At 44.5% G+C, this 25077-nt stretch carries 31 protein-coding genes and 1 rRNA gene; 31 read left to right on the plus strand and 1 reads right to left on the minus strand.

The annotated features are described in order from the left end of the window. The 14 genes from rrf to rsmI form a co-directional block, all read left to right on the plus strand. A 5S ribosomal RNA gene (rrf, locus tag AC1RRX_RS18070) occupies nucleotides 1–74 on the plus strand; the annotation flags it as partial. Between the two features lie 173 nt (nucleotides 75–247). Further along, on the plus strand, nucleotides 248–442 hold the full coding sequence (locus AC1RRX_RS18075) for a sigma factor G inhibitor Gin (RefSeq protein WP_007409914.1): 195 nt from the start codon (nucleotides 248–250) through the stop codon (nucleotides 440–442). Nucleotides 443–590: 148 nt separating this feature from the next. Beyond that, nucleotides 591–1205, plus strand: a complete 615-nt coding sequence (locus AC1RRX_RS18080; RefSeq protein ID WP_144464946.1) for a 5-bromo-4-chloroindolyl phosphate hydrolysis family protein — start codon at nucleotides 591–593, stop codon at nucleotides 1203–1205. A 15-nt stretch (nucleotides 1206–1220) separates the two neighbouring features. Beyond that, complete coding sequence (locus AC1RRX_RS18085) at nucleotides 1221–2339, plus strand: toxic anion resistance protein (RefSeq protein ID WP_144464948.1); 1119 nt, start codon at nucleotides 1221–1223, stop codon at nucleotides 2337–2339. Between the two features lie 77 nt (nucleotides 2340–2416). Further along, nucleotides 2417–3850, plus strand: coding sequence for an aminotransferase class I/II-fold pyridoxal phosphate-dependent enzyme (locus AC1RRX_RS18090; RefSeq protein ID WP_144464950.1), 1434 nt, complete (start codon nucleotides 2417–2419; stop codon nucleotides 3848–3850). Further along, a complete protein-coding gene (tmk, locus tag AC1RRX_RS18095; RefSeq protein WP_007409918.1) occupies nucleotides 3847–4485 on the plus strand; it encodes a dTMP kinase in 639 nt (212 codons plus the stop codon). The genes AC1RRX_RS18090 and tmk overlap by 4 nt, the downstream gene beginning before the upstream one ends. A gap of 70 nt (nucleotides 4486–4555) precedes the next feature. Next, entirely contained in the window at nucleotides 4556–4885 is a 330-nt protein-coding gene (gene darA / locus AC1RRX_RS18100; RefSeq protein ID WP_004264734.1) for a cyclic di-AMP receptor DarA, read from the plus strand. Nucleotides 4886–4897: 12 nt separating this feature from the next. Next, complete coding sequence (locus AC1RRX_RS18105; protein WP_004264730.1) at nucleotides 4898–5338, plus strand: YaaR family protein; 441 nt, start codon at nucleotides 4898–4900, stop codon at nucleotides 5336–5338. Between the two features lie 11 nt (nucleotides 5339–5349). Next, nucleotides 5350–6339: a DNA polymerase III subunit delta' gene (gene holB / locus AC1RRX_RS18110; RefSeq protein WP_007409919.1), complete on the plus strand. Its 990-nt coding sequence runs from the start codon at nucleotides 5350–5352 to the stop codon at nucleotides 6337–6339. Nucleotides 6340–6341: 2 nt separating this feature from the next. Next, entirely contained in the window at nucleotides 6342–7169 is an 828-nt protein-coding gene (gene ricT, locus AC1RRX_RS18115) for a competence/sporulation regulator complex protein RicT (protein ID WP_004264723.1), read from the plus strand. 14 nt (nucleotides 7170–7183) lie between these two features. Continuing rightward, on the plus strand, nucleotides 7184–7543 hold the full coding sequence (yabA, locus tag AC1RRX_RS18120; protein WP_004264720.1) for a DNA replication initiation control protein YabA: 360 nt from the start codon (nucleotides 7184–7186) through the stop codon (nucleotides 7541–7543). A 60-nt stretch (nucleotides 7544–7603) separates the two neighbouring features. Further along, on the plus strand, nucleotides 7604–8347 hold the full coding sequence (locus AC1RRX_RS18125; protein ID WP_015239018.1) for a tRNA1(Val) (adenine(37)-N6)-methyltransferase: 744 nt from the start codon (nucleotides 7604–7606) through the stop codon (nucleotides 8345–8347). Further along, nucleotides 8334–8633: a GIY-YIG nuclease family protein gene (locus tag AC1RRX_RS18130; protein ID WP_015239019.1), complete on the plus strand. Its 300-nt coding sequence runs from the start codon at nucleotides 8334–8336 to the stop codon at nucleotides 8631–8633. The genes AC1RRX_RS18125 and AC1RRX_RS18130 overlap by 14 nt, the downstream gene beginning before the upstream one ends. After that, nucleotides 8608–9489, plus strand: coding sequence for a 16S rRNA (cytidine(1402)-2'-O)-methyltransferase (rsmI, locus tag AC1RRX_RS18135; RefSeq protein WP_061890392.1), 882 nt, complete (start codon nucleotides 8608–8610; stop codon nucleotides 9487–9489). The genes AC1RRX_RS18130 and rsmI overlap by 26 nt, the downstream gene beginning before the upstream one ends. A 49-nt stretch (nucleotides 9490–9538) precedes the next feature. Here rsmI and abrB read toward each other — a convergent pair whose 3' ends face one another. Next, a complete protein-coding gene (gene abrB / locus AC1RRX_RS18140; protein WP_169510469.1) occupies nucleotides 9539–9829 on the minus strand; it encodes a transition state genes transcriptional regulator AbrB in 291 nt (96 codons plus the stop codon). A 484-nt stretch (nucleotides 9830–10313) separates the two neighbouring features. Between abrB and metG the strand changes: the two genes are divergently transcribed. The 17 genes from metG (at nucleotide 10314) to fin (ending at nucleotide 25013) form a co-directional block, all read left to right on the plus strand. Continuing rightward, nucleotides 10314–12305 (plus strand): methionine--tRNA ligase, encoded by a 1992-nt coding sequence (gene metG, locus AC1RRX_RS18145; protein ID WP_094032132.1) that lies wholly within the window; start codon nucleotides 10314–10316, stop codon nucleotides 12303–12305. Nucleotides 12306–12380: 75 nt separating this feature from the next. Beyond that, nucleotides 12381–13148 (plus strand): TatD family hydrolase, encoded by a 768-nt coding sequence (locus AC1RRX_RS18150; RefSeq protein WP_017419495.1) that lies wholly within the window; start codon nucleotides 12381–12383, stop codon nucleotides 13146–13148. Nucleotides 13149–13282: 134 nt separating this feature from the next. Further along, nucleotides 13283–14608, plus strand: coding sequence for a resuscitation-promoting factor (locus AC1RRX_RS18155; RefSeq protein WP_099686894.1), 1326 nt, complete (start codon nucleotides 13283–13285; stop codon nucleotides 14606–14608). Between the two features lie 134 nt (nucleotides 14609–14742). Then, nucleotides 14743–15306 (plus strand): ribonuclease M5, encoded by a 564-nt coding sequence (gene rnmV, locus AC1RRX_RS18160; protein WP_094032133.1) that lies wholly within the window; start codon nucleotides 14743–14745, stop codon nucleotides 15304–15306. Then, nucleotides 15296–16177 (plus strand): 16S rRNA (adenine(1518)-N(6)/adenine(1519)-N(6))-dimethyltransferase RsmA, encoded by an 882-nt coding sequence (gene rsmA / locus AC1RRX_RS18165; RefSeq protein ID WP_004264694.1) that lies wholly within the window; start codon nucleotides 15296–15298, stop codon nucleotides 16175–16177. Before rnmV ends, rsmA begins: the two co-directional genes overlap by 11 nt. 172 nt (nucleotides 16178–16349) lie before the next feature. Further along, nucleotides 16350–17225 (plus strand): sporulation peptidase YabG, encoded by an 876-nt coding sequence (yabG, locus tag AC1RRX_RS18170; protein ID WP_004264691.1) that lies wholly within the window; start codon nucleotides 16350–16352, stop codon nucleotides 17223–17225. A gap of 211 nt (nucleotides 17226–17436) precedes the next feature. Continuing rightward, nucleotides 17437–17697, plus strand: coding sequence for a biofilm formation stimulator Veg (gene veg, locus AC1RRX_RS18175; RefSeq protein ID WP_003218330.1), 261 nt, complete (start codon nucleotides 17437–17439; stop codon nucleotides 17695–17697). 162 nt (nucleotides 17698–17859) lie between these two features. Beyond that, entirely contained in the window at nucleotides 17860–18048 is a 189-nt protein-coding gene (locus tag AC1RRX_RS18180; protein WP_011996172.1) for a small, acid-soluble spore protein, alpha/beta type, read from the plus strand. Nucleotides 18049–18191: 143 nt separating this feature from the next. Continuing rightward, nucleotides 18192–19061, plus strand: coding sequence for a 4-(cytidine 5'-diphospho)-2-C-methyl-D-erythritol kinase (ispE, locus tag AC1RRX_RS18185; protein WP_144464966.1), 870 nt, complete (start codon nucleotides 18192–18194; stop codon nucleotides 19059–19061). Nucleotides 19062–19116: 55 nt separating this feature from the next. After that, entirely contained in the window at nucleotides 19117–19974 is an 858-nt protein-coding gene (purR, locus tag AC1RRX_RS18190) for a pur operon repressor (RefSeq protein ID WP_004264666.1), read from the plus strand. After that, nucleotides 19971–20351: a 2-iminobutanoate/2-iminopropanoate deaminase gene (ridA, locus tag AC1RRX_RS18195; RefSeq protein WP_004264663.1), complete on the plus strand. Its 381-nt coding sequence runs from the start codon at nucleotides 19971–19973 to the stop codon at nucleotides 20349–20351. The genes purR and ridA overlap by 4 nt, the downstream gene beginning before the upstream one ends. 195 nt (nucleotides 20352–20546) lie before the next feature. After that, entirely contained in the window at nucleotides 20547–20840 is a 294-nt protein-coding gene (gene spoVG / locus AC1RRX_RS18200) for a septation regulator SpoVG (RefSeq protein WP_004264660.1), read from the plus strand. Nucleotides 20841–21031: 191 nt separating this feature from the next. Continuing rightward, the gene (gene glmU, locus AC1RRX_RS18205; protein ID WP_004264658.1) at nucleotides 21032–22402 is read left to right on the plus strand and encodes a bifunctional UDP-N-acetylglucosamine diphosphorylase/glucosamine-1-phosphate N-acetyltransferase GlmU; all 1371 of its coding nucleotides are present in this window, start codon (nucleotides 21032–21034) and stop codon (nucleotides 22400–22402) included. 21 nt (nucleotides 22403–22423) lie between these two features. Continuing rightward, on the plus strand, nucleotides 22424–23377 hold the full coding sequence (locus AC1RRX_RS18210) for a ribose-phosphate diphosphokinase (protein WP_007409928.1): 954 nt from the start codon (nucleotides 22424–22426) through the stop codon (nucleotides 23375–23377). Between the two features lie 84 nt (nucleotides 23378–23461). Then, nucleotides 23462–24070: a 50S ribosomal protein L25/general stress protein Ctc gene (locus AC1RRX_RS18215; protein ID WP_014416724.1), complete on the plus strand. Its 609-nt coding sequence runs from the start codon at nucleotides 23462–23464 to the stop codon at nucleotides 24068–24070. An 84-nt stretch (nucleotides 24071–24154) separates the two neighbouring features. Further along, nucleotides 24155–24721 carry an aminoacyl-tRNA hydrolase gene (pth, locus tag AC1RRX_RS18220; protein ID WP_004264652.1) on the plus strand — a complete coding sequence of 189 codons (567 nt, stop codon included), beginning with the start codon at nucleotides 24155–24157 and terminating at the stop codon, nucleotides 24719–24721. A 61-nt stretch (nucleotides 24722–24782) separates the two neighbouring features. Continuing rightward, nucleotides 24783–25013, plus strand: coding sequence for an anti-sigma-F factor Fin (gene fin, locus AC1RRX_RS18225; RefSeq protein ID WP_004264650.1), 231 nt, complete (start codon nucleotides 24783–24785; stop codon nucleotides 25011–25013). Nucleotides 25014–25077 lie beyond the last annotated feature (64 nt).

Here is a 25077-nt window from a genome sequence, read left to right on the forward strand (position 1 = left end):
AACACGGAAGTTAAGCTCTTCAGCGCCGATGGTAGTCGGGGGTTTCCCCCTGTGAGAGTAGGACGCCGCCAAGCTATATTATGATAAAGGCAGCTCATCATGAGCTGCCTTGTTTGTTTTTGAATAAAAACAAAACAAACACCGAAATACGGAAACGCCCATATACTAATTGCAAACTTCAAAAAGGTCCAAATTGTGTATACAATCAACAGCTTAAGGGAAGGCTATTCATACGGAGGTGGGCAAAATGAATGAAACGTCCAGCCATGAAGAGACATGTATTGTGTGTGAAACCAAAAAAAGCAGGGGAATCCATATTTATACGAAATTTATATGTTTAGAGTGTGAGAAGAAAGTAGTTTCCACTCCGACCTCTGATCCAAATTATGAATTTTTCGTTCGTAAACTGAAAAGCCTTCATACACCGACGTTATATTCTTAACCCTGAAAAGGGTCTTTTTTTTGCCTGAAATCAGAGGAGTTTTTACACTTTTTATAAAAGAACTGATACGATAAGAAGAGGAACTTGTTTAGACATGGAATGTAATAGATAATACTGATAAAAGTGAATAAATAGGAGTCGATCAAGTATGAAACCGTTTATTCAATATATGAAATGGACGTTTTGCGGCAGCACAGTTTTTGTATTAGCGGGGATAACCTTCTTTACGATAGGGCATCAGCCTTTTCTGTATTCGCTTTTATACGGGGCAGCCAGCGGAGCCGCAGCCAGTGCGGCCGGTCTGTGGAATGCGAAGCGTCTCTTTTTAAAAAAACACCGGCTGACAAGAAAAGAATATGCTTATATCAAGGAAAATCTTGAGGAAGCAAAGGGTAAAATCATCCGATTACGCAGGGCGCTTTTTCGCTCTAAAAGTATACAAATGCTGAAGCAGAATGCAGAGATACTGCGGATAACCCGACGAATATATCTACTCACAAAGCAGGAGCCGAAGCGTTTTTATCAGGCAGAGCGTTTCTATTATCAAACGCTTGATTCTGTTGTAGAACTGACGGAAAAGTATGCTCTGCTCTCCTCACAGCCGCGAAAAAATAAAGATTTATCAACGTCCTTGAGTGAGACGAGGATGACTCTGGCAGAGCTTTCCAGAAGGCTGGAAGAGGATCTTCATGAACTGATGAAGGAGGACATCGACGACCTGCACTTTGAATTAGATATGGCAAAGCATTCACTGAGAAAATAAGAAAGGAAGAAGGAAATGGCCAAAGACCGTTCCGACGACAGCATGGGCGCCCAAAATGACCAGACCCCTCTAAAGCTTGCAGATACGCTGCCGGAAGAAAAAAGAGAAGCGGCACTTCAGCTCGCTGAAAAACTGGACCCTGAGAACATGCAAAGCATTGTTCTGTTTGGTTCACAGGCGCAGGCGAATCTTCTGGAATTTTCCCATACGATGATAGAGCACGTGCAAAGAAAAGATGCAGGAGAGATGGGACAAATATTGGCTGATCTGATGATGAAGCTTGACCAGGTAAACCCTGATGATCTGCAGATGAAGAACAAAGGGTTTTTCGCCCGGCTGTTTAAAAGGGTGTCCGGTTCTGTGCAGGAAGTGCTTTCGAAATATCAAAAGACAAGTGTGCAGATTGACCGTATCAGCAGAAGGCTGGAACATTCTAAAAATGTGCTGTTGAGTGACAATAAATTGTTAGATCAGCTGTACACCCAAAATAAACAATACTTTTCTGATTTAACTATGTATATAGCAGCGGGGGAATTAAAATCAGATGAGCTGAAAACAAAGCTGATACCTGAAGCGGCAAGAAAAGCCGAATTACAAGAACACAATCAAATGGCCGCGCAGGAAGTGAACGATCTTCGCCAGTTTGCCGACCGTCTGGATAAGAGGGTGCATGATCTGCTGCTGAGCAGGCAGATTACGCTTCAGAGTGCGCCGCAAATCCGCCTGATTCAAAACACGAATCAGGCACTGGCAGAGAAAATTCAGTCCTCCGTTGTTACGGCTATTCCTTTATGGAAGAATCAAGTCGCCATCGCGCTGACGCTTATGAGGCAGCGGAGTGCGGCAGATGTGCAGCAGAAGGCGGCGGATACGACAAATCAATTGCTACTGAAAAACGCTGAACTTCTGAAAACAAGTACAGTCGAGACCGCGAAAGCCAATGAGCGCGGACTTGTTGAGGCGGACACCCTCAAAAAAGTGCAGGAAAGCTTAGTCAGCACACTTGAAGAAATCATGTCTATCCAAGAAGAAGGCAGGGTGAAACGCAGGCGTGCCGAGGAGGAGCTTGTTATCATGGAAGGCGATTTAAAAAAGAAGCTGCTTGATATGAGGTCCGGCCGGGATAACGGCTAGATGGCAAAAAGTCTTAGCTTTAAGTTGGCTCGCAGGCACGATATAATAAGAAAGACAGGAAAAGGATTTGTTTAAAAATGGACACACCTTTATATACAGCGCTGATGAAGCATGCGCACCGAAATACGTATTCTTTTCATGTTCCGGGACATCACAATGGAGATGTCTTTTTTGATGAAGCCAAATCTGTATATCAATCTCTTTTATCTATTGATATGACTGAGATCACGGGTCTTGATGACTTGCATCACCCGACGGGGGTCATTAAGGAAGCGCAGGATTTGGTGAGCAGATTTTACGGCTCTCAGGAAAGTTTCTTTCTCGTCAATGGAACGACCGCCGGCAATCTGGCGATGATTTTAGCTGTTTGTGAACCGGGTGAACCCATTCTGATCCAGCGTAATTGTCACAAGTCTGTTTTCCATGCGGCGGCATTGGCCGGAGCCAAGCCGGTTTATTTGGCGCCGGAAATCGATGAAAACATGCATGTGCCGGCACATGTATCCCTTTCAGTCATCGAAAAAGCGCTGGCGTCATATCCGAACGCGAAAGGACTTGTTCTGACCAATCCGACTTACTACGGGCATGCTGCCGATTTGACTGCGGCAGTTAACAAAGCCCATTCATACGGCGTTCCTGTACTGGTGGATGAGGCTCATGGGGCTCACTTTGTGTTAGGCCAGCCTTTCCCGCCTTCATCATTGGCTATGGGGGCAGACGCCGTTGTTCAATCGGCTCACAAAACGCTTCCGGCTATGACGATGGGGTCTTACTTTCATTTGAACAGCACCAGAATTGACAGAGATCGATTAACTTATTATGTAAGCAGTTTGCAAAGCAGCAGCCCGTCATACCCGATTATGGCATCTTTAGATACGGCGCGCGCTTATGTGCAGGATATTGCTGAAAAAGGGACACTTCCCGTTCATATGGAGCGCATTGAGAAAATCAAACGAAGGTTCGCATCAATTTCTTCTATTGAAATAATCGAGCCTTCCGGATATGGGCTGCGGGCGGACCCGTTAAAATTAATTCTTCGGTCAAAGCTCGGACATTCCGGCTATTCATTACAACGGATTTTGGAGAGTGAAGACATTATTGCCGAGCTGGCTGACGAGTACCAAGTATTGCTCGTACTGCCGATAGGCGGCCGGCGGATGATAGAACAGGCAACCGTAAGAAACATACAGCAGAAACTGGAGAATACACCGCCCGATAAATTGCCGGATGCCGTGAATTGGACATTTCCGTCCATTTCGACAATTGAATATCCGCAAAATGAGATGCGGAAGTTTAAAAAAGAGCTTACAGATATAAATAAGGCTGCCGGGCGCTTGCATGCGGGGAACATTATTCCTTATCCGCCGGGAATTCCGCTGATCATGGACGGAGAACGGATAACAGAAGAGATTCTACAAAAGCTTTCCCGTTTAATCGGCATGGACGCGCATATTCAAGGCTTGTTAAACGGGGAACAATTACTTGTCTATATAGAAGAGGAGAAATCATGAGCGGTTTATTTATAACATTTGAAGGTCCTGAAGGTGCAGGGAAAACGACTGTGCTTCAGGAAATGAAAGAGATTCTGTCGGCAGAGGGGCTCCCGGTGACAGCGACAAGAGAACCGGGCGGCATCGACATTGCGGAACAGATCAGAGAAGTGATCTTAAATAAAAACAATACACTGATGGATGCCAAAACGGAGGCGCTGCTTTACGCTGCGGCGAGAAGACAGCATTTAGTCGAAAAGGTGCAGCCTGCATTGAAAGAAGGCCGCATTGTGCTGTGCGATCGTTTCATCGACAGTTCGCTGGCTTACCAAGGCTATGCGAGAGGGCTCGGCATTGATGAAGTCCTTTCTATCAACCAGTTTGCAATCGGCGATACGATGCCTGATGTCACCATCTATTTTTCTATTGAGCCGGAAGAAGGGTTGAAACGGATTACGTCGAATGATTCAAGAGAGAAGAATCGTCTCGATCTTGAGGCCCTGCACTTTCATACGAAAGTACGGGAAGGATACCAAAAGGTAATGCAGCGTTTTCCGGAAAGATTCCATACAATCGACGCATCGAAAAAGAAGGAACTCGTCATTCAGGACGCACTTCAAGTGATAAATGAAGCATTGAAAAAAATTCAGTTGTGACCTGTTTCTCATAAGTTGCTATAATGAATGTAACGATAATGTTCTTTCCAACCTAAAGGGGGCCTAGAGAATGAAACTAATAGTGGCAGTGGTGCAGGATCAGGACAGCAACAGGCTTTTGAAAGTATTAACCGACCACAACTTCAGGGTGACGAAGCTTGCGACAACAGGCGGATTCCTTAAATCAGGCAATACGACGTTTATGATCGGGGTGGAAGATATCCGTGTCGATAAAGCGCTCAGCCTCATTAAAGAGAATGGCTGTAAACGTGATCAGATGATTGCCCCGGTATCCCCGATGGGCGGGAATGCGGATTCCTACGTTCCATATCCCGTCGAAGTGGAAGTCGGCGGAGCGACGGTCTTTGTCCTCCCGGTCGATGAATTTCATCAATTTTAAGGATTTGACGACGTGAAAATAAATTCTGACTTACGTACATTTATTGAGAAAAAGCAGCAGCCTGCTTATAAAGCGGCAGAGCTTTCCGGAACATTTAAAAGTTCAATGGACAGCCAAAGCAGCAAGCTGAAATTTGATCAGCTGAGCAGGTTCTTAACGGATATAGAAACGTTCGGGAAAAGGCTGACGAAGTCGAGAAACTTCAAAGACTTAGCGAAATTCAAAGGATTGGTAAAACGTTTTGTAAAAGAGGCCGTAGACAGCGGGTTATCGCATGAGACGGAGAAAAGCTTTGACCTGTACGGAAGCAGCCGGACTCTGGGGCTTGTGAAAGAAATAGATGAAAAACTGCTTCAGCTGACGGAAGAAATGTTAGATCAGGAAAAACCGGCAATTGATTTGCTGGATCGAATCGGAGAAATAAAAGGTTTATTGATTAACCTTTACACATAGAGAGTGATACAATGGCAATATCATGGAAGGAAATGACCGGGCAGCAGCCCAGAGTGATGCGGCTTTTGCATAACAGCATTGAAAAGAAAAGGCTTTCTCACGCATATCTGTTTGAAGGCAAAAAAGGAACGGGCAAATTGGATGCCGCACTGCTTCTCGCAAAAAGCTTTTTTTGCCTTGAAGACGGGACTGAGCCTTGCGGGGAGTGCCGGAACTGTAAGCGTATTGAATCCGGAAACCATCCCGACCTCCATGTGGTTCAGCCCGACGGATTATCCATTAAAAAGGCTCAGATCCAATCGCTTCAGGAAGAGTTTTCTAAAACAGGACTGGAATCGCATAAAAAGCTGTACATTATATCCCATGCGGATCAAATGACGACAAATGCAGCAAACAGTCTGCTGAAATTTTTAGAGGAGCCGAGTCAAGACACCATCGCAATTCTTATTACTGAGCAGCTCCACCGAATACTGGATACCATCGTTTCGAGATGTCAGGTTCTCCCGTTCCAGCCGCTTCAGCCGAAAGCCATAGAAGAAAGACTGATTGAACAGGAAGTGAGCCCTCACATGGCCCGGCTCTTAGCAAATATGACAAATAATATTGCGGAAGCAGTCGAATTAAGTCGAAATGATGAGTTTGCAGAGTCCAGAGCGAAAGTGATAAAATTGTATGAAGTCTTACATCAGCGGAAAGGACATGCCTTTTTCTTCATTCAGGATCAGTGGGTGCCCTTTTTCAAAGAAAAAACCCATCAAGAAATGGGTCTTGATATGCTCTTATTGATATACCGTGATGTATTATCCATCCAAATTGGAAATGAAGATAAACTGATTTATCAAGACTTATTCCAATCAATAAAACAGCATGCGCTGCAATTTACACAACAAAGCGTTACGAACCAAATTCTCGCTGTTTTAGAAGCAAAAAAACGGCTTCATTCCAATGTGAATGTGCAGGGATTAATGGAGCACTTGGTGTTAACGTTGCAGGAGGGATAAGCTTGTACAACGTAATAGGCGTCCGCTTTAAAAAAGCGGGGAAAATTTATTATTTTGATCCGAACGGATTTGATATAGAACAAGACAGCTGCGTCATTGTTGAAACCGTAAGAGGTGTCGAATACGGGCAGGTTGTCATCGCAAATAAACAAGTGGACGAGCATGATGTTGTGCTTCCGCTTCGAAAGGTCATACGCGTTGCTGATGAACGCGATCTTCTCATTGTAGAAGAAAACAAACAGGAGGCCCTGTCCGCTTTTGAAGTCTGTCAGAAAAAAGTGGCTGACCACGGCTTAGATATGAAGCTGGTTGATGTTGAGTTTACATTTGACCGCAATAAAGTCATTTTTTACTTTACAGCAGACGGACGGGTTGATTTCAGGGAATTGGTCAAAGACTTGGCTTCTATCTTTAAAACGAGAATCGAATTGCGCCAAATCGGGGTGAGGGACGAGGCGAAAATGCTCGGCGGTATCGGACCATGCGGGAGAATGCTTTGCTGCTCCACGTTCCTCGGTGATTTTGAACCGGTGTCCATTAAAATGGCGAAGGATCAAAATTTATCGTTGAATCCAACGAAGATTTCCGGTCTGTGCGGCCGTTTGATGTGCTGTTTGAAGTACGAAAATGATGAGTATGAGACGGCAAAAGAACAGCTGCCGGATTTAGGCGAAATGATTACGACGGCAAACGGCCCCGCAAAGGTTGTCGGTCTTAATATTCTGGAACGGGTGCTTCAGGTGGAACTGAAGAATCGTGAAAAAGTGATAGAATATACTTGGGAAGAGCTCTTGGAAGAGGGCGTCGTATCCGCACAAACCACAGATTAACGAGGTGTGGAACCTTGGATAAAAAAGAGTTATTTGATACTGTCATAAACCTGGAGGAACAAATCGGTTCGCTGTACCGTCAGCTGGGTGACTTAAAGCAGCATATCGGCGAAATGATTGAAGAGAATCACCATCTTCAGCTTGAAAATAAGCATTTGCGTAAGCGGCTTGATGATACGACAGAGCAAATTGAGAAATTCAAAGCCGATCAGAAAGAAACAAAAACACAGAAGGCAGAGCAGAGTGATATAGGAGAAGGGTACGACAATCTGGCCCGGCTGTATCAAGAAGGCTTTCATATTTGCAACGTCCATTATGGGAGCGTCCGCAAGGGAGATTGCCTTTTTTGTCTGTCCTTCTTAAATAAAAAATAAGGAAAAGGCTTCCGCTGATGTCGGAAGCCTTTTTCAAAGAGTGCCGAAAGGAATAAGATTATGGTTTCATTACGTGATGATGAAAGATTGGATTACTTATTAGCAGAGGATATGAAAATAGTACAGAGTCCGACGGTTTTCGCTTTTTCATTAGATGCCGTGCTGCTGTCTAAGTTTGCATACGTTCCGATTCAAAAGGGGAACATCGTTGATTTATGCACGGGGAACGGCATTGTGCCGCTTTTGCTCAGCACAAGGTCAAAAGCCGATATCACCGGGGTTGAAATTCAGGAACGCTTGTATGACATGGCGCTCCGAAGCGTGGAATACAACGGGCTGGGCGGTCAGATCAGTCTCATTCATGATGATCTGAAAAATATGCCGGAAAGACTCGGACATAATAAATATGATGTTGTCACCTGCAATCCGCCTTATTTTAAGACACCGAAAGAGGCGGAGCAGAACCTGAACGAGCATCTCAGAATCGCAAGGCACGAAATCCTTTGCACGCTTGAAGATGTGATTTCCGTCAGCAGCAAACTGCTGAAGCAAGGCGGAAAAGCGGCTATCGTTCATCGGCCGGGGAGGCTTTTGGAAATCTTTGAATTAATGAAAGCGTACCGAATAGAACCGAAACGGGTTCAGTTTATTTATCCGAAACAAGGTAAAGAAGCGAATACCATTTTGGTTGAAGGAATTAAAGGCGGCCGCCCTGATCTCAAAATTCTTCCCCCGCTGTTCGTATACAATGAACAAAATGAATATACGAAAGAGATCCGCACGATTTTATATGGAGACAAATAGTCATTTCTTTTATGTGCTGCTGTGCAATGACAACAGTCTGTATGCCGGTTATACAAATGATCTGCAAAAACGGCTGAAAACCCACAATGAGGGAAAGGGCGCGAAGTACACAAGGGCGCGTATGCCGGTTTCGTTATGCCATGCGGAATCATTTGAAACAAAACGGGAAGCGATGCAGGCGGAATACCGTTTTAAGCAGCTGACCCGAAAGAAAAAAGAGCAATATATAGAAGAAAAACGACGCAGCAAGGAGGCTGTATATGTTAAGACGCCAGATGAGTTTTAACGGAAAATCTGAAATGGGAACTCTGTACCTTGTTCCTACACCGATCGGCAATTTGGAGGACATGACCTTTCGTGCAGTAGAGACGCTGAAATCGGCCGATGTCATAGCTGCCGAAGATACGAGACAGACGAAAAAGCTGTGCCATGTTTATGACATAGAAACATCTCTCATCAGCTATCATGAACATAATAAAGAAAGCAGCGGCCATAAAATCATTGAATGGCTGAAAAGCGGAAAGAATGTGGCATTGGTCAGTGATGCCGGCATGCCGACAATTTCCGACCCGGGGGCTGAGATTGTGAGAGATTTCACCCAAATCGGCGGATATGTCGTCCCGCTTCCGGGTGCAAATGCGGCATTAACCGCGCTGACCGCATCAGGCATCACCCCGCAGCCGTTTTTCTTCTACGGATTTTTAAACAGACAGAAAAAAGAAAAGAAGAAAGAACTCGAAATCCTGAAAAAACGACAGGAAACGATGATATTTTACGAAGCGCCGCACAGATTAAAAGAAACATTAACAGCAATGCATGACGTTTTGGGTAATCGAACCATCGCCGTCACGAGAGAATTAACGAAAAAGTACGAGGAATTCATCAGAGGAACCATCGCCGAGGTGATGGAATGGGCAAATGAAGATCAAATCCGCGGTGAGTTCTGTCTCGTTGTCGAAGGAAATCAAGGCGCTGAACCGGATGAAGAGGAAAAGCCTTGGTGGACGGAGCTTTCTGAGAAAGAGCATGTGGAGCATTACATAAACGAAGGAGCATCTTCCAAACAGGCCATAAAACAAACAGCGGTAGATCGGGGCGTACCGAAACGCGAGATTTATGACGCTTATCACATTCAATCATAAAAAAAACCGTTCTTGTATCGTAACAAGAACGGTTTTTGTATGAAATAGCTTATTTTTGGTTTTGAAGCTGGTTTTGAATTTCAGAGATGATTTGCTCAGCGCCTTCTTTGCTGAGTACCAATTTGCCGCCGGCAAGTTTAAGGTTATCATCAGAAACTTCACCAGTTACTTGGCAAGTCATGTTTGGTTTATATTTTTTAAGGATGATTTTTTCATCATCAACATAAATTTCAAGAGCGTCTTTTTCTGCGATGCCCAGTGTACGGCGAAGTTCGATAGGGATAACGACGCGTCCAAGTTCATCAACTTTACGTACGATACCAGTAGATTTCATTAACAGTCTCCTCCCGAGAGATAATTATTTTGTAGTTTATATTTTTCTTCGTCATTATTCGACAAAATTCCTTACATTCCTAGCATAACAAGGTTTCCAATAATCGTCAATCTTTTTGTTTACTATTGATTGTAAGAATTAGTTCTTATAGTAAGTAAAGCCTTGGAAATCCTGAAATAACAGGCTTTTTGACTGCTTTTTCGAACCTATTATCCTACTGAAAATCCTTTTAAATCAAGACTTTCGAACCAAGATGTTTTATATTAGTAGATTATATACGACAAATTTCGACATGTTAAGACTTTTTTTAATTTCAATAAAAATTTTTAATTTTATTTACTCTTTTACGCGCAGTACGTATATATCCTTGATCTTAAAGGCTAAGATGGTATCATAGATAGAGGACAAATATCAATATTGTATATCAAATAAAAACCGCTCTCGTCCTTTGGGCGTGAGCTTTTCGACATTCTGAATGGGAGGTTGCAACATGCCGCAAGACAATAATACTTTTTATATTACAACCCCGATATATTATCCGAGCGGAAAATTACATATCGGCCATGCTTATACTACCGTGGCCGGCGATGCGATGGCGCGTTACAAAAGATTAAAAGGATTTGACGTACGCTACTTAACCGGAACGGATGAGCACGGACAGAAAATCCAGCAGAAAGCGGAGGAAGAGAATATCACGCCTCAAGCTTATGTGGATCGTGCAGTTGCTGAAATCCAAAAACTATGGAAGCAGCTCGACATTTCTCACGATGATTTCATCCGGACGACGGAAAGCCGGCACAAAGAAATTATCGAGAAAGTGTTTCAAAAACTTCTTGATAATGGTGACATTTACCTGGATGAGTATGAGGGCTGGTACAGCATCCCTGATGAAACATTCTATACGGAAACACAGCTGGTGGATATAGAAAGAAATGAGAAGGGTGAGGTTGTCGGCGGAAAAAGCCCGGACAGCGGCCATCCGGTCGAATTAATCAAAGAGGAGTCATACTTCTTCCGCATGAGCAAATACGCAGACCGCCTGCTGAAGTTTTATGAGGAAAATCCTTCTTTCATCCAGCCTGAATCACGCAAAAATGAAATGATTAACAACTTCATTAAACCGGGGCTTGAAGACTTGGCCGTTTCCAGAACGACGTTCGACTGGGGCGTAAAAGTGCCGGGAAATCCGAAGCATGTCGTGTATGTATGGATTGACGCACTGTTCAACTATATTACAGCGCTCGGTTACGATACGGAAAATGATGAGCTTTACAAAAAGTACTGGCCGGCTGACGTCCACCTTGTCGGTAAAGAAATTGTCCGTTTTCATACCATTTACTGGCCGATTATGCTGATGGCGCTTGATCTCCCGCTGCCTAAGCAAGTATTCGCGCATGGCTGGTTATTGATGAAAGACGGAAAAATGTCGAAATCAAAAGGAAATGTCGTTGATCCGGTAACGTTAATTGAACGCTACGGCTTGGATGAGCTTCGCTATTACCTGCTTCGCGAAGTACCGTTCGGTTCAGACGGTGTCTTTACGCCGGAAGGTTTCGTAGAACGGATTAATTATGACTTGGCGAACGACTTAGGAAACCTTCTGAATCGTACAGTCGCGATGATCCAAAAATATTTTGACGGTGAGATTGGTTCATATGAAGGAAATGTGACCGATTTTGATTCAGAGCTTTCTTCTGTAGCCGGTGAAACGGTTAAAGCTTATGAAAAGGCAATGGAAAACATGGAGTTTTCAGTCGCTTTATCAACGCTATGGCAATTAATCAGCCGTACGAACAAATATATTGATGAAACTGCTCCGTGGGTGCTTGCTAAAGATCAGGAAAAAGAAAAAGAATTACGTTCCGTCATGTATCATTTAGCTGAATCTTTACGTATCTCAGCCGTATTGCTCCAGCCTTTCTTGACACAAACGCCTGAAAAAATGTTTGCCCAGCTCGGAGTTGAGGATCAGTCTCTTAAAGCATGGGACAGCATTCAGACATTCGGCCAATTGAAGAACGCGAAAGTGAAAAAAGGGGAACCGCTTTTCCCTCGTCTTGAAGCTGAAGAAGAAGTAGCTTACATCAAGCAAAAAATGCAAGGAACTGCTCCTGCTAAAGAAGAAAAGGCGGAAGAGCCGCAAGAAGCAGAGCGTCTTCCTGAAATTACGTTTGATCAATTTATGGATACAGAACTTCGCGTCGCAGAGGTCTTGTCCGCAGAGCCGGTGAAAAAAGCAGATCGGCTGCTGAAATTGCAAATTGATCTGGGCTTTGAACAGCGCCAAGTTGTATCAGGTATCGCAAAGCATTACACACCGGATCAGCTTGTGGGAATGAAGATCATTTGTGTAACGAATCTAAAACCGGTAAAACTGAGAGGCGAGCTTTCTCAAGGAATGATACTGGCAGGAGAATCGGACGGCGTACTTAAAGTTGTAGCTGTCGACCAGTCATTACCGAAAGGCACTCGAATTAAATAATAGATGCAAAAGGTGTTTCACGTGTAACATTCCGTCGAACACCTTTTGTTTTTCAACAAGAAAGGAGTTTTTATGATGCTTTTTGATACACATGCGCACTTAAATGCCGAGCAATTTGACACAGACTTAGAAGAAGTCATTGCGCGTGCAAAGGCTGAAAAAGTGGAACGGATCGTCGTTGTCGGATTCGACAAACCCACTATCACGCGTGCGATGGAGCTGATTGAGGAATATGACTTTATATACGCTGCGATCGGCTGGCATCCGGTAGACGCAATTGACATGACAGAGGAAGATTTATCATGGATTAAGGAACTGTCCTCTCACGAAAAAGTCGTGGCAATCGGAGAGATGGGCCTTGATTATCACTGGGATAAATCACCAAAAGACGTTCAGAAAGAAGTATTCCGGAAACAAATCGCTCTCGCCAAAGAAGTGAACCTTCCAATTATCATTCATAATCGTGATGCAACGGAAGATGTTGTCACGATTTTGAAAGAAGAGGGGGCGGAAGAAGTCGGCGGTATTATGCACTGCTTTACAGGGAGCGCGGAGGTTGCGCGGCAGTGTATGGATATGAATTTTTATATTTCATTCGGCGGACCGGTTACCTTCAAAAATGCGAAGAAACCAAAAGAAGTAGCAAAGGAAATTCCGAATGACCGTTTGCTGATTGAAACGGACTGTCCTTTCCTGACACCGCATCCTTTCCGCGGTAAACGAAATGAGCCAAGCTACGTAAAATATGTTGCTGAACAGCTCGCTGAATTAAAAGGGCTGACATATGAAGAAATTGCCTCAATTACAACCGAAAACGCAAAAAGACTTTTCCGCATGAACTGACAGAATGCGCTGTCGTAACGTGTAAAGGCTTGTCCGATTCAGTGGATATGTAAAACGGTTCTACAAGCTTCCTTCTCCTCATAAGATAGGTTGTCGATATGTCTCTCTTCCTTTTTTTGCTTTGTTTTTGCATAATGAGGGATACGCTGAAGGTTTTTCATCTTCGAGATGGGAGGGTTGACAGCATTTTAGATACTCTATATAATCTCTCCGAGGAGAAGGAGGCGTTTTTCATCACACAAAAAATGAAAAAACTGTTTTCCGTAAAGCTTGGTAAAAGCAAGGTTATTCTTATTGCAGCTATTATTCTGCTGGGCGGAACCGGGACTGCATACGGGGCACATGAGCTCTCAAAACAATCAGTTTCTGTTTCCATCAACGGCAAGAAAAAGCAAATACGCACTCATGCAAAAACGGTTGGGGAACTTCTGGAAGATTTACATATAGAGACGAGAAATGAAGACCGGATTACCCCGTCTAAGCAGACAGCATTGGCAGACAACATGAATGTCGTGTATGAAGCTGCAAAGCAGATCCGTGTGACAAGAGGCGGAGAAGAAAAGACTTTATGGTCAACGGCAAAAACAGTCGGCGCATTTCTGAATGAACAGCATACACCTGTGAATCAGCACGATAAAATAGATCCAGCAGCAGATACGAAAGTGACAAACGGCATGAAAGTCACGGTCGACCCGGCTTTTCGGGTCACTGTAAATGATGCGGGAAAGAAAAAGAAAATATGGACGACTTCGACTACGGTCGCTGACTTTTTAACGCAGCATAAGATGGACATGAAAGACGAAGATAAAGTAAAACCGGCATTACACGAAAAGCTCACAAAAAATCAGGCCGGCATACAAATCACTCGTATCGAAAAAGTCACCGATGTAGTTGAGGAAAAAATAGCGTATCAAGTGAAAGAAAAAGAAGATGCGTCTCTCGACAGCGGGAAAGAAAAGATCGTTCAAAAAGGAAAAGAAGGCAAACTTAAAAAGCATTTTCATGTTGTCAAAGAAAATGGAAAAGAAGTTTCAAGAAAGCTTGTTAAAGAAGAAACATCTGAAAAAAGCAAAGATCAAATCATTGCGGTCGGCACAAAGCGGCACAGTCCCAAGATTGAGCAGCTCAGTGCACCTGTGAAGGCATCTTCTGGCGAAACCGGATCTTCCGGTAAAGTGATTACCGTGTCTTCCACGGCTTATACCGCAAGCTGCAGCGGCTGTTCCGGCCATACGGCTACAGGCGTTAACCTGACAAGCAATCCGAATGCTAAAGTCATTGCGGTAGACCCAAGCGTCATTCCGCTCGGCACAAGAGTCCACGTAGACGGATACGGGGATGCCGTGGCCGCTGATACAGGCTCAGCCATTAAAGGAAGACGGATTGATGTCTTTTTCCCTGAAAAATCTTCAGCTTACCGCTGGGGAAAGAAACAGGTCAAAATAAAAATCTTAAATTAATTCCGATTCACTCAGAGGGTTTTGCGCCCTCTGTTTTTTTCGTTATAATAGGTAAAGTGTATTTTCAGTATATTAGACGTGACATGTAAGCAAAGGTTTCGTTTTGGATATAAAAAGTTTTTTTGGAGGAAGTAATGAAAATTAAAGAAATTATTGTAGTCGAGGGACGCGATGACACTGCGCGCATAAAACTTGCCGTTGATGCGGATACGATCGAGACAAACGGTTCCGCAATCGGAGACGAAGTCATCAGACAGATTCGGCTGGCGCAGGAAACGAGAGGGGTCATCGTACTGACGGACCCGGATTTTCCGGGGGAAAAGATCCGGAAAACCATTTCTGAAGCAGTACCCGGCTGTAAACACGCATTTCTGCCCAAACATCTTGCCAAACCGAAAAACAAGCGCGGCATTGGCGTTGAGCACGCATCCATTGAAAGCATCAGAGCATGTCTGGAAAATGTGCATGAAGAGATGGAGGCAAAGCCGAGTGAGATTTCAGCTGAAGATGTCATACAGGCCGGTCTGATCGGCGGACCGGCTGCCAAAAGACGCCGCGAACGATTGGGCGGCCTGCTGAAGATCGGCTATACAAACGGCAAGCAGCTTCAAAAACGGCTGCAAATGTTTCAAATCAAAAGAAGTGATTTTATTGATGCGCTCGATGCTATGAGGCAGGAGGAACAGGATGAACAATAAAGATATCGCGACACCTATCAGAACGAAGGAAATTCTGAAAAAGTACGGTTTCTCTTTTAAAAAGAGTCTGGGGCAGAATTTCTTAATTGATACAAATATATTGGACAGAATTGTGGACCATGCGGAAATTACGGATCGGACCGGAGTCATTGAAATCGGGCCCGGAATCGGCGCGCTGACAGAGCAGCTTGCCAAACGGGCAAAAAAGGTCGTCGCGTTTGAAATTGATCAGCGCCTGCTGCCCATTCTCAATGATACGCTGTCTCCGTATGACAATGTAACGATCATTCATCAAGATGTGCTGAAAGCAGACGTCAAATCTGTCATTGAAGAGCAGTTTCAGGATTGTGATGAAATTATGGTGACGGCGAATCTCCCATATTATGTGACGACGCCGATCATCATGAAGCTTTTGGAAGAACATCTTCCGTTAAAAGGAATTGTCGTGATGCTGCAAAAAGAGGTCGCTGAGCGAATGGCCGCTGATCCTTCCTCTAAGGAGTACGGATCGCTTTCCATTGCGGTTCAGTTCTATACGGAGGCCAAAACCGTCATGACCGTCCCGAAAACGGTGTTTGTGCCTCAGCCTAATGTCGATTCTGCCGTCATCCGTCTCTTGCTTCGTGACGGCCCGGCGGTTGACGTCGATAATGAACCGTTTTTCTTCCAGCTGATTAAAGCAAGCTTCGCACAGCGCCGGAAAACCTTGCTTAACAACCTTGTGAACAATCTTCCGGGCGGAAAAGAGAAAAAAGCTCAAATTGAAGAAGTTCTTCAAGAAACGAATATTGACGGAAAGCGGCGCGGTGAATCCCTGTCCATAGAAGAATTCGCGCTCCTGTCCAACGGATTGCATAAAGCCCTTTTCTAAGAGGGCTTTTTGTTTTGCGTCACCACTTGGACTGCCGCTACATAGGCTAGAGGAGAACCTTATTCATTCAACTGCAAGAAAAGCTTGAAACATCAAGCGCCGCAGCGGAAAGAGGTGTATTTGCCAAGACTTCTTTCATGATGAGGCTTAGTCTATTTGTGGAGTGGGTAACGTGCAATTTCAAATAGGAGATATGGTAGCCAGGAAATCCTATCAAATGGATGTTTTATTTCGCATTATCGGTATAGAACAAACAAGCAACGGAAATTCAATTGCCATCCTGCATGGTGACGAAGTCAGATTGATTGCGGATGCTGATTTTTCTGATTTGGAGCCTGTCAGAAAAGACGAACAGGCCATGAGAAAGAAAAGAGATGAAAGCAGGATGAATGAATCTCTCGAGCTGCTCCGCCAGGATTATAAGCTGCTTCGGGAAAAACAGGAATATTATGCGACAAATCAATATCAGCATCAGGAGCACTACTTTCATATGCCCGGAAAGGTATTGCATCTGGACGGCGATGAGGCCTATTTGAAAAAGTGCCTGAACTTTTATGAAAAAATCGGTGTGCCGGTATACGGAATTCATTGCCATGAGAAAAAAATGCCGGCATCAATTGACGAGCTGCTTGATAAATACAGGCCGGATATTTTAGTCATCACCGGCCATGATGCATATTCCAAGCATAAGGGAGGCGTGAACGATTTAAGCGCCTACAGGCATTCCAAACACTTTGTCGAAACCGTTCAAAGAGCGAGGCGTAAAGTCCCTCATTTGGATCAGCTGGTCATATTCGCGGGTGCCTGCCAATCTCATTTCGAGTCTTTAATCAGAGCGGGCGCGAATTTCGCAAGTTCTCCGTCACGCGTCAATATCCACGCGCTTGACCCGGTATATATTGTCGCGAAAATCAGCTTCACTCCGTTTATGGAGCGGATCAATGTATGGGATGTCCTGAGAAATACGCTGACGAGAGAGAAAGGGCTGGGAGGAATTGAAACGAAGGGTGTGCTGCGTGTCGGTATGCCGTATAAATCAAATGGATGAGTGATAAAACCCGCATATATTTCGCTATGCGGGTTAATTATTTTACAAATTGATACATAAATTTCCGGAACTTGTGAAAAATAACGCAGAAATCAATAGAATTTTGTCAAAATAATTTTGTTGACAATGACTTATTAACGTTGATATAATTTAAATTTTATTTGACAAAATTGGGCTCTTGTTGTACAATAAATGTAGTGAGGTGGATGCAATGGCGAAGACGTTGTCCGATATAAAAAGATCGCTTGATGGGAATTTAGGTAAACGGCTTACGTTAAAAGCAAACGGCGGCCGCCGAAAAACGATTGAGCGTTCGGGCATTTTAGCTGAGACGTACCCTTCTGTTTTTGTGATACAACTAGATCAAGACGAGAATTCGTTTGAAAGAGTTTCATACAGTTATGCTGATATTCTGACTGAGACTGTTGAATTGACATTCAATGACGATGCGGCAAGCTCAGTAGCATTTTAATGGGCAGTGAACCTTTTGTTTACTGCTTTTTGTTTTGCCTTCTAAAGCTCTTCTAATTATTCCCTCGAAAGTTTCAGCCGATTAAACGGAAGCTATAAGTGTCACATGTTTTATCGTGGCGTGCACGAATGGTGATCAATTCTATAAAAGGGGTTGTTTCGTTTGGGCAGACGTCGTGGAGTTATGTCAGATGAGTTCAAATATGAGCTGGCGAAGGACCTTGGTTTTTACGATACGGTGAAAAACGAGGGCTGGGGAGGCATTCGGGCGCGTGACGCCGGGAATATGGTAAAACGCGCGATTGAGATTGCCGAACAGCAGATGGCGGCTCAGAACCAAAATAACCGATAATGCAGTGGCCCGGGGGACAATCCGTTCCCCGGTTTTTTCTATCGGCTGTCAAAACCGGCGTCAATTTCGGATAAGTACCTCCGGGTCTCCAAATGTGATACAATGTTCATACTTATGTTTAGATGGAGAAGTAGGTGAAAGCTATGCGTATTTTAGAAAAAGCGCCGGCCAAAATCAATCTGTCCCTCGATGTGACGAGTAAACGCCCGGATGGTTATCACGAAGTGGAGATGATCATGACGACAATTGATTTGGCAGATCGGATTGAACTGACAGAACTGCCCGAAAACGTTATCAGAGTGGCGTCGCATAATCGCTTTGTTCCGGATGATCAAAGGAATCTGGCTTATCAGGCAGCCAAACTGCTTAAAGAACGGTTTCAAGTTAAAAAAGGCGTTTCCATTATGATTACAAAAGTGATCCCTGTAGCGGCAGGGCTTGCCGGCGGAAGCAGTGATGCGGCAGCCACGCTCAGAGGGCTGAACAGGCTTTGGGATTTAAAGCTTTCTGTCGAAGAGCTTGCAGAGCTTGGAGCTGAAATCGGTTCAGACGTGTCCTTCTGTGTATACGGAGGCACTGCCCTGGCAACCGGACGCGGTGAGAAGATCAGGCACATCAGTGCTCCGCCTCATTGCTGGGTCGTGCTCGCCAAACCGACGATCGGGGTGTCGACTGCCGAAGTGTACCGCCGGCTGAACTTAAAGCAGGTTCGGCATCCTGATGTGCAGGCGATGATTGACGCGATTGAAGAAAAAAGCTTCCAAAAGGTATGCGGACAATTAGGAAACGTATTGGAGTCGGTTACGCTCAGCCTCCATCCCGAGGTGGCGATGATTAAAAATCAAATGAAACGCTTCGGCGCTGATGCGGTGTTAATGAGCGGAAGCGGACCGACTGTATTCGGTTTGGTTCAATACGAATCGAAGGTGCAGCGGATTTATAACGGGTTAAGAGGTTTCTGTGATCAAGTGTACGCGGTGCGGATGATCGGCGAACAGAATGCTCTTGATTAAATCCGTATGTTAAGTTATATTATTTTTAAATTATTCGGATTTTGGGGGTAAGTTCATGAAGTTTCGTCGCAGCGGCAGATTGGTGGACTTAACAAATTATTTGTTAACCCATCCGCATGAATTAATACCGTTAACGTTTTTCTCAGAACGGTATCAATCAGCAAAGTCATCAATCAGTGAAGATTTAACGATTATTAAACAGACCTTTGAACAGCAAGGCATTGGGACGCTGCTTACAGTGCCGGGAGCTGCCGGAGGCGTCAAATACATTCCGAAAGTGAAACAGGCTGAAGCAGAAGCATTTATACAGGAGCTGGGACAGTCTTTAGTAAATCCTGAGCGTATCCTTCCGGGCGGTTATGTATATTTAACGGATATCTTAGGAAAACCATCTGTCCTCTCTCATGTAGGCAGGCTTTTTGCTTCCGTTTTTGCGGAGCGGGAGATTGATGTGGTGATGACCGTTGCGACAAAAGGAATCCCTCTTGCTTACGCAGCGGCCAGTTATCTGAACGTTCCGGTTGTCATCGTGCGAAAAGACAATAAAGTGACGGAAGGCTCCACGGTGAGCATCAATTATGTATCAGGGTCATCTAACCGCATTCAAACGATGTCGCTTGCGAAAAGAAGTTTGGCTACGGGTTCGAACGTTTTGATTATTGACGATTTTATGAAAGCCGGCGGCACCATTAACGGCATGATCAGCCTGCTTGATGAGTTTAATGCAAACGTTGCGGGAATAGGCGTCTTGGTTGAAGCCGAGGGAGTGAACGAACGGCTTGTCGATGAATACATGTCACTGCTCACGCTTTCAACCATCAATATGAAAGACAAAACGATTGAGATTCAAAACGGCAATTTTCTGCGATTTTTTAAAGAACAGCATTTAAAGAATGGGGAGACAGAAAAATGACAAAAGCAATCCATACAAAACACGCGCCGGCAGCGATCGGGCCATATTCACAGGGAATCATCGTAAACAACATGTTTTACAGCTCAGGCCAGATTCCTCTTACTGCTGAAGGAGAAATGGTAAACGGTGATATCACAGAACAAACGCATCAGGTGTTCAGCAATTTAAAAGCTGTGCTGAAAGAAGCGGGCGCTTCTCTCGAGACGGTTGTCAAAGCAACGGTGTTTATTGCTGATATGGAGCAGTTTGCGGAAGTGAATGAAGTGTACGGACAATACTTTGATGTACATAAGCCGGCAAGGTCTTGTGTGGAAGTGGCGAGACTGCCGAAAGACGCTCTCGTGGAAATTGAAGTCATTGCGCTGGTGAAATCTTAAATCTCAGAAAAGTGGTTCCGGTCTCCGGGATCACTTTTTTTATGCAGTATATGATCCCCAAATATGGTTTATCACCTAATTGTGTATGTATATCCTATATTTTCAAAAAAACTTTTTGAAACGTGCAGGAATTTAAAAAGAATCGTGGAATTGTTAGACTAATGCTTTTATATAGGGAAAAGGTGGTGAACTACTGTGGAAGTTACTGACGTAAGATTACGCCGCGTGAATACCGATGGTCGCATGAGAGCGATTGCATCCATCACGCTGGATCACGAATTTGTCGTACATGATATTCGTGTGATTGATGGAAACAATGGTCTTTTCGTTGCGATGCCGAGTAAACGCACCCCTGATGGAGAATTCCGCGATATTGCTCATCCTATTAATTCCAGCACGCGGGGCAAGATCCAGGATGCTGTTTTAAATGAGTATCATCGTTTGGGTGATTCTGAAGCATTAGAATATGAAGAAGCCGGGGCTTCTTAAACATAACAAAATGTAAGGACTGCTGATAAAGGCTGACACAAGGCCTTTTCCGGCAGTCCTTTTTTAAATCTGATTTTTCAGTAATAAAGCGATTACATAGAAAATTCTTGCACTTTTTGATGTCTTCTTGAAATCAACAGCTATTTAGGATATATTTTTCTATGGATAAAAGGGATATTGGAGGCCATTAAATGGATAAGCGGTTTGCAGTGATTTTAGCTGCCGGAAAAGGAACGAGAATGAAATCGAAGCTTTACAAGGTCCTTCATCCGGTATGCGGAAAGCCTATGGTAGAGCACGTCGCAGACGAAGCTCTGAAATTATCTTTAGCGAAGCTTGTCACCATCGTAGGACACGGCGCCGAAGATGTGAAGAAGCAGCTCGGACAGAAAAGCGATTACGCTCTCCAAGCAGAACAGCTCGGTACGGCTCACGCGGTCAAACAGGCAAAACCATTTCTTCACGGAGAAAAGGGTGTCACGATCGTTATTTGCGGCGATACACCGCTTCTGACGGCGGAGACGATGGAAGCCATGCTGAATGAACATACAGACAAAGGTGCAAAAGCCACGGTGTTAACGGCCGTTGCCGACGATCCCGCCGGATACGGAAGAATCATCCGCAGTGAAGACGGCGCCGTTCAAAAAATCGTGGAGCACAAGGATGCTTCGGAGCAAGAACGTCTTGTGAAAGAAATTAACACGGGAACGTACTGTTTTGATAACGAGGCTCTTTTTCGTGTCATCGAACAGGTTTCGAATGAAAATGCCCAAGGCGAGTATTATCTGCCGGATGTGATCGAAATCCTCAAAGACGAAGGCGAAACTGTTGCCGCTTACCAGACTGGTAACTTCCAAGAGACGCTCGGAGTGAATGATAGAGTCGCTCTTTCTCAGGCTGAAATGTATATGAAAGAGCGTATTAACAAACGGCATATGCAGAACGGAGTCACTTTAATCGATCCGATGAATACGTACATCTCACCTGACGCACGTATCGGACAAGATACAGTTATTTATCCCGGAACTGTGTTAAAGGGACAAGCTGAAATCGGCGATGAATGCGTCATCGGCCCCCACACTGAGATAGAGGACAGCTCAATCGGCAGCCGCACTGTGATTAAACAATCCGTTGTCAATCGCAGCAAAGTTGGGAATGATGTAAATATCGGTCCTTTTGCTCACATCAGACCCGATTCCGCAATCGGCAATGAAGTGAAGATCGGAAACTTTGTTGAAATCAAGAAAACACAATTCGGCGACCGAAGCAAAGCATCTCATCTAAGCTATATCGGTGATGCCGAAGTGGGCACGGATGTGAATCTGGGCTGCGGCTCCATCACGGTCAATTATGATGGGAAGAAAAAGTATTTAACCAAAATTGAAGACGGCGCCTTTATTGGCTGCAACTCCAATCTGGTCGCTCCTGTTACAGTGGGAGAAGGCGCGTACGTCGCTGCGGGTTCAACCGTAACTGAAGATGTGCCGGGCGAAGCGCTTGCCATTGCCAGAGCAAGACAAGTAAATAAAGAAGATTATGTGAAAAACATTCATAAAAAATAATCCTAAAATCGGAGGTTTACCATGTCTAACGAATACGGAGATAAGAATTTAAAGATTTTTTCTTTGAATTCAAATCCAGAACTTGCAAAAGAAATCGCGGATAATGTAGGGGTTCAATTAGGAAAGTGCTCTGTTACAAGATTCAGTGACGGAGAGGTCCAGATCAACATAGAAGAAAGTATTCGCGGCTGTGATTGCTATATCATTCAGTCTACAAGTGCGCCGGTCAACGAGCACATCATGGAATTGCTGATTATGGTTGACGCTTTAAAGCGCGCTTCCGCGAAAACAATCAACATTGTCATTCCGTACTACGGTTATGCGCGCCAGGACAGAAAAGCAAGATCACGTGAACCGATTACGGCAAAACTTTTTGCAAACCTGCTTGAAACAGCGGGTGCGACACGCGTGATCGCGCTTGATTTACACGCGCCGCAAATTCAAGGTTTCTTTGATATTCCGATTGACCACTTAATGGGTGTTCCGATTTTAGGCCATTACTTTGAAGGTAAAGACTTGAAAGATATCGTTATTGTTTCTCCTGACCACGGCGGTGTGACGCGCGCCCGCAAACTTGCGGACCGTCTGAAAGCGCCGATCGCGATTATCGACAAACGCCGTCCTAGACCGAATGAGGTAGAAGTGATGAACATCGTCGGTAACGTGGAAGGTAAAACAGCGATTCTGATCGATGATATTATTGATACGGCCGGCACAATCACACTTGCCGCTAACGCGCTGGTTGAAAACGGAGCTGCAGAAGTGTATGCATGCTGTACGCACCCTGTACTGTCAGGCCCTGCCGTTGAGCGGATCAATAACTCTAAAATCAAGGAGCTTGTCGTAACGAACAGCATTAAGCTTCCTGATGAGAAAAAAATCGAACGCTTTAAGCAGCTTTCTGTCGGACCGCTTCTGGCTGAAGCGATTATCCGCGTTCACGAGAAACAATCTGTCAGCTATTTATTCAGCTAAACCGAAACTTTAAGGTTTAAATCCCAGTTATTGTGGGTATTGTTCTAATAGGACGATAAAACGATAATTAGGATGGTGCTGAATATGGCAACTTTAAAAGCAAATGAAAGAACCGATTTTAAACGTTCGACGCTTCGGAAAATCCGTCATTCAGGACATGTTCCAGGGATTATATACGGTAAAGAAACAACGAATACGCCTGTCTCTTTAGACAGTGTCGAATTGCTTAAAACATTGCGGGACGAAGGAAAAAACACGATTATCACAATTGATGTCAACGGAAATCAGCAATCGGTTATGGTGACTGATCTTCAGACAGACCCGCTCAAAAACGAATTGACGCACGCCGATTTTCAAGTCGTGAATATGAGTGAGGAGCTGGAGGCCGAGGTGCCGATTCAGCTGACGGGAGAGGCGAAGGGAGTCAAAGACGGAGGCGTCATCCAGCAGCCGCTGCATGAGCTTTCGATTAAGGCCAGACCGAAGGACATCCCTCAGACAATCAATGTTGATATTTCAGGACTTGAGATGAATGATGTGCTGACCATCGCAGATCTGACTGCTGACGGCAATTATACATTTACAAACGATCCGGAAGAAGTCGTGGCTTCCATCCTTCCTCCTAAGCAGGAAGCATTCGAAGAAGATGCAGAACCGTCTCCTGGGGAAGAGCCCGAAGGAGAAAATCAATAAGCGCTTTAAGACGTAACCCGCCCGAGGTTACGTCTTTTGTGCTAGAATGAGAAGAATTACAGCGATGTTGAGGGAGGATTTACGATGCTTGTGATTGCCGGTCTCGGTAACCCCGGGAAAACCTACGAGAACACGAGACATAATGTCGGCTTTATGGCCATTGACGAGCTTTCTAAAGAATGGAATATTGAATTGAATAAAACGAAATTCAACGGACTTTACGGAATGGGGTTTGTTTCCGGAAAAAAAGTTCTACTTGTTAAACCGCTTACATATATGAATTTATCAGGGGAATGTTTGCGGCCGCTACTGGATTATTATGATGCCGATCATGAAGATCTGAAAGTCATATACGATGACCTTGATCTTCCGACGGGGAAAATCAGGCTCCGGACGAAGGGGAGCGCAGGCGGACATAACGGAATTAAATCGCTTATACAGCACCTCGGAACCCCTGAATTTGACCGGGTCAGAATCGGAATCGGCCGCCCCGTCAACGGAATGAAAGTCGTTGACTATGTACTGGGAGCTTTTACGAAGGAAGAAGCGCCGCATATCAATGATGCCGTCTCAAAAACCGTAAAGGCCTGCGAAGCTTCCTTAACGAAACCATTTTTAGAAGTCATGAACGAATTTAATGCAAATGTATAAGATAAATAATGGGAGACCATACTAGGGAAAAATGATTTTTTCACATCAGGAGGTCCAACGTATGGCTTTGCATTATTTCTGCCGCCACTGCGGCTTTAAGGTAGGGAGCCTGGAATATTCGACGGTGCCGACACAGTCACTTGGATTTCAGCACTTAACAAATGAGGAAAGAAACGATATGATTTCATATAAAGACAATGGAGATGTCCATGTTCTTACAATTTGTGAAGACTGCCAAGAGGCGCTGGAGCGCAATCCGCACTACCATGAACACAACACATTTATTCAATAAGAAGCTTTGGTGTAGATTCTAGACCAAAGCGTTTTTCTGTTCTTGCAGAAAATAGAGAGGAGGG

The sequence above is a fragment of the Bacillus sp. GW821-FHT11D08 genome, from assembly GCF_058808515.1.

Coding starts and splice junctions, on each gene's coding strand:
- AC1RRX_RS18080 (WP_144464946.1), top strand. CDS start 591: ATGAAACCGTTTATTCAATATATGAAATGGACGTTTTGCGGCAGCACA.
- fin (WP_004264650.1), top strand. CDS start 24,783: ATGGCTTTGCATTATTTCTGCCGCCACTGCGGCTTTAAGGTAGGGAGC.
- AC1RRX_RS18155 (WP_099686894.1), top strand. CDS start 13,283: ATGAGGGATACGCTGAAGGTTTTTCATCTTCGAGATGGGAGGGTTGAC.
- ridA (WP_004264663.1), top strand. CDS start 19,971: ATGACAAAAGCAATCCATACAAAACACGCGCCGGCAGCGATCGGGCCA.
- veg (WP_003218330.1), top strand. CDS start 17,437: ATGGCGAAGACGTTGTCCGATATAAAAAGATCGCTTGATGGGAATTTA.
- rsmI (WP_061890392.1), top strand. CDS start 8,608: ATGTTAAGACGCCAGATGAGTTTTAACGGAAAATCTGAAATGGGAACT.
- tmk (WP_007409918.1), top strand. CDS start 3,847: ATGAGCGGTTTATTTATAACATTTGAAGGTCCTGAAGGTGCAGGGAAA.
- AC1RRX_RS18085 (WP_144464948.1), top strand. CDS start 1,221: ATGGCCAAAGACCGTTCCGACGACAGCATGGGCGCCCAAAATGACCAG.
- glmU (WP_004264658.1), top strand. CDS start 21,032: ATGGATAAGCGGTTTGCAGTGATTTTAGCTGCCGGAAAAGGAACGAGA.
- rsmA (WP_004264694.1), top strand. CDS start 15,296: ATGAACAATAAAGATATCGCGACACCTATCAGAACGAAGGAAATTCTG.
- AC1RRX_RS18130 (WP_015239019.1), top strand. CDS start 8,334: ATGGAGACAAATAGTCATTTCTTTTATGTGCTGCTGTGCAATGACAAC.
- AC1RRX_RS18090 (WP_144464950.1), top strand. CDS start 2,417: ATGGACACACCTTTATATACAGCGCTGATGAAGCATGCGCACCGAAAT.
- AC1RRX_RS18215 (WP_014416724.1), top strand. CDS start 23,462: ATGGCAACTTTAAAAGCAAATGAAAGAACCGATTTTAAACGTTCGACG.
- purR (WP_004264666.1), top strand. CDS start 19,117: ATGAAGTTTCGTCGCAGCGGCAGATTGGTGGACTTAACAAATTATTTG.
- metG (WP_094032132.1), top strand. CDS start 10,314: ATGCCGCAAGACAATAATACTTTTTATATTACAACCCCGATATATTAT.
- rnmV (WP_094032133.1), top strand. CDS start 14,743: ATGAAAATTAAAGAAATTATTGTAGTCGAGGGACGCGATGACACTGCG.
- AC1RRX_RS18075 (WP_007409914.1), top strand. CDS start 248: ATGAATGAAACGTCCAGCCATGAAGAGACATGTATTGTGTGTGAAACC.
- holB (WP_007409919.1), top strand. CDS start 5,350: ATGGCAATATCATGGAAGGAAATGACCGGGCAGCAGCCCAGAGTGATG.
- ispE (WP_144464966.1), top strand. CDS start 18,192: ATGCGTATTTTAGAAAAAGCGCCGGCCAAAATCAATCTGTCCCTCGAT.
- AC1RRX_RS18150 (WP_017419495.1), top strand. CDS start 12,381: ATGCTTTTTGATACACATGCGCACTTAAATGCCGAGCAATTTGACACA.
- pth (WP_004264652.1), top strand. CDS start 24,155: ATGCTTGTGATTGCCGGTCTCGGTAACCCCGGGAAAACCTACGAGAAC.
- AC1RRX_RS18125 (WP_015239018.1), top strand. CDS start 7,604: ATGGTTTCATTACGTGATGATGAAAGATTGGATTACTTATTAGCAGAG.
- AC1RRX_RS18210 (WP_007409928.1), top strand. CDS start 22,424: ATGTCTAACGAATACGGAGATAAGAATTTAAAGATTTTTTCTTTGAAT.
- darA (WP_004264734.1), top strand. CDS start 4,556: ATGAAACTAATAGTGGCAGTGGTGCAGGATCAGGACAGCAACAGGCTT.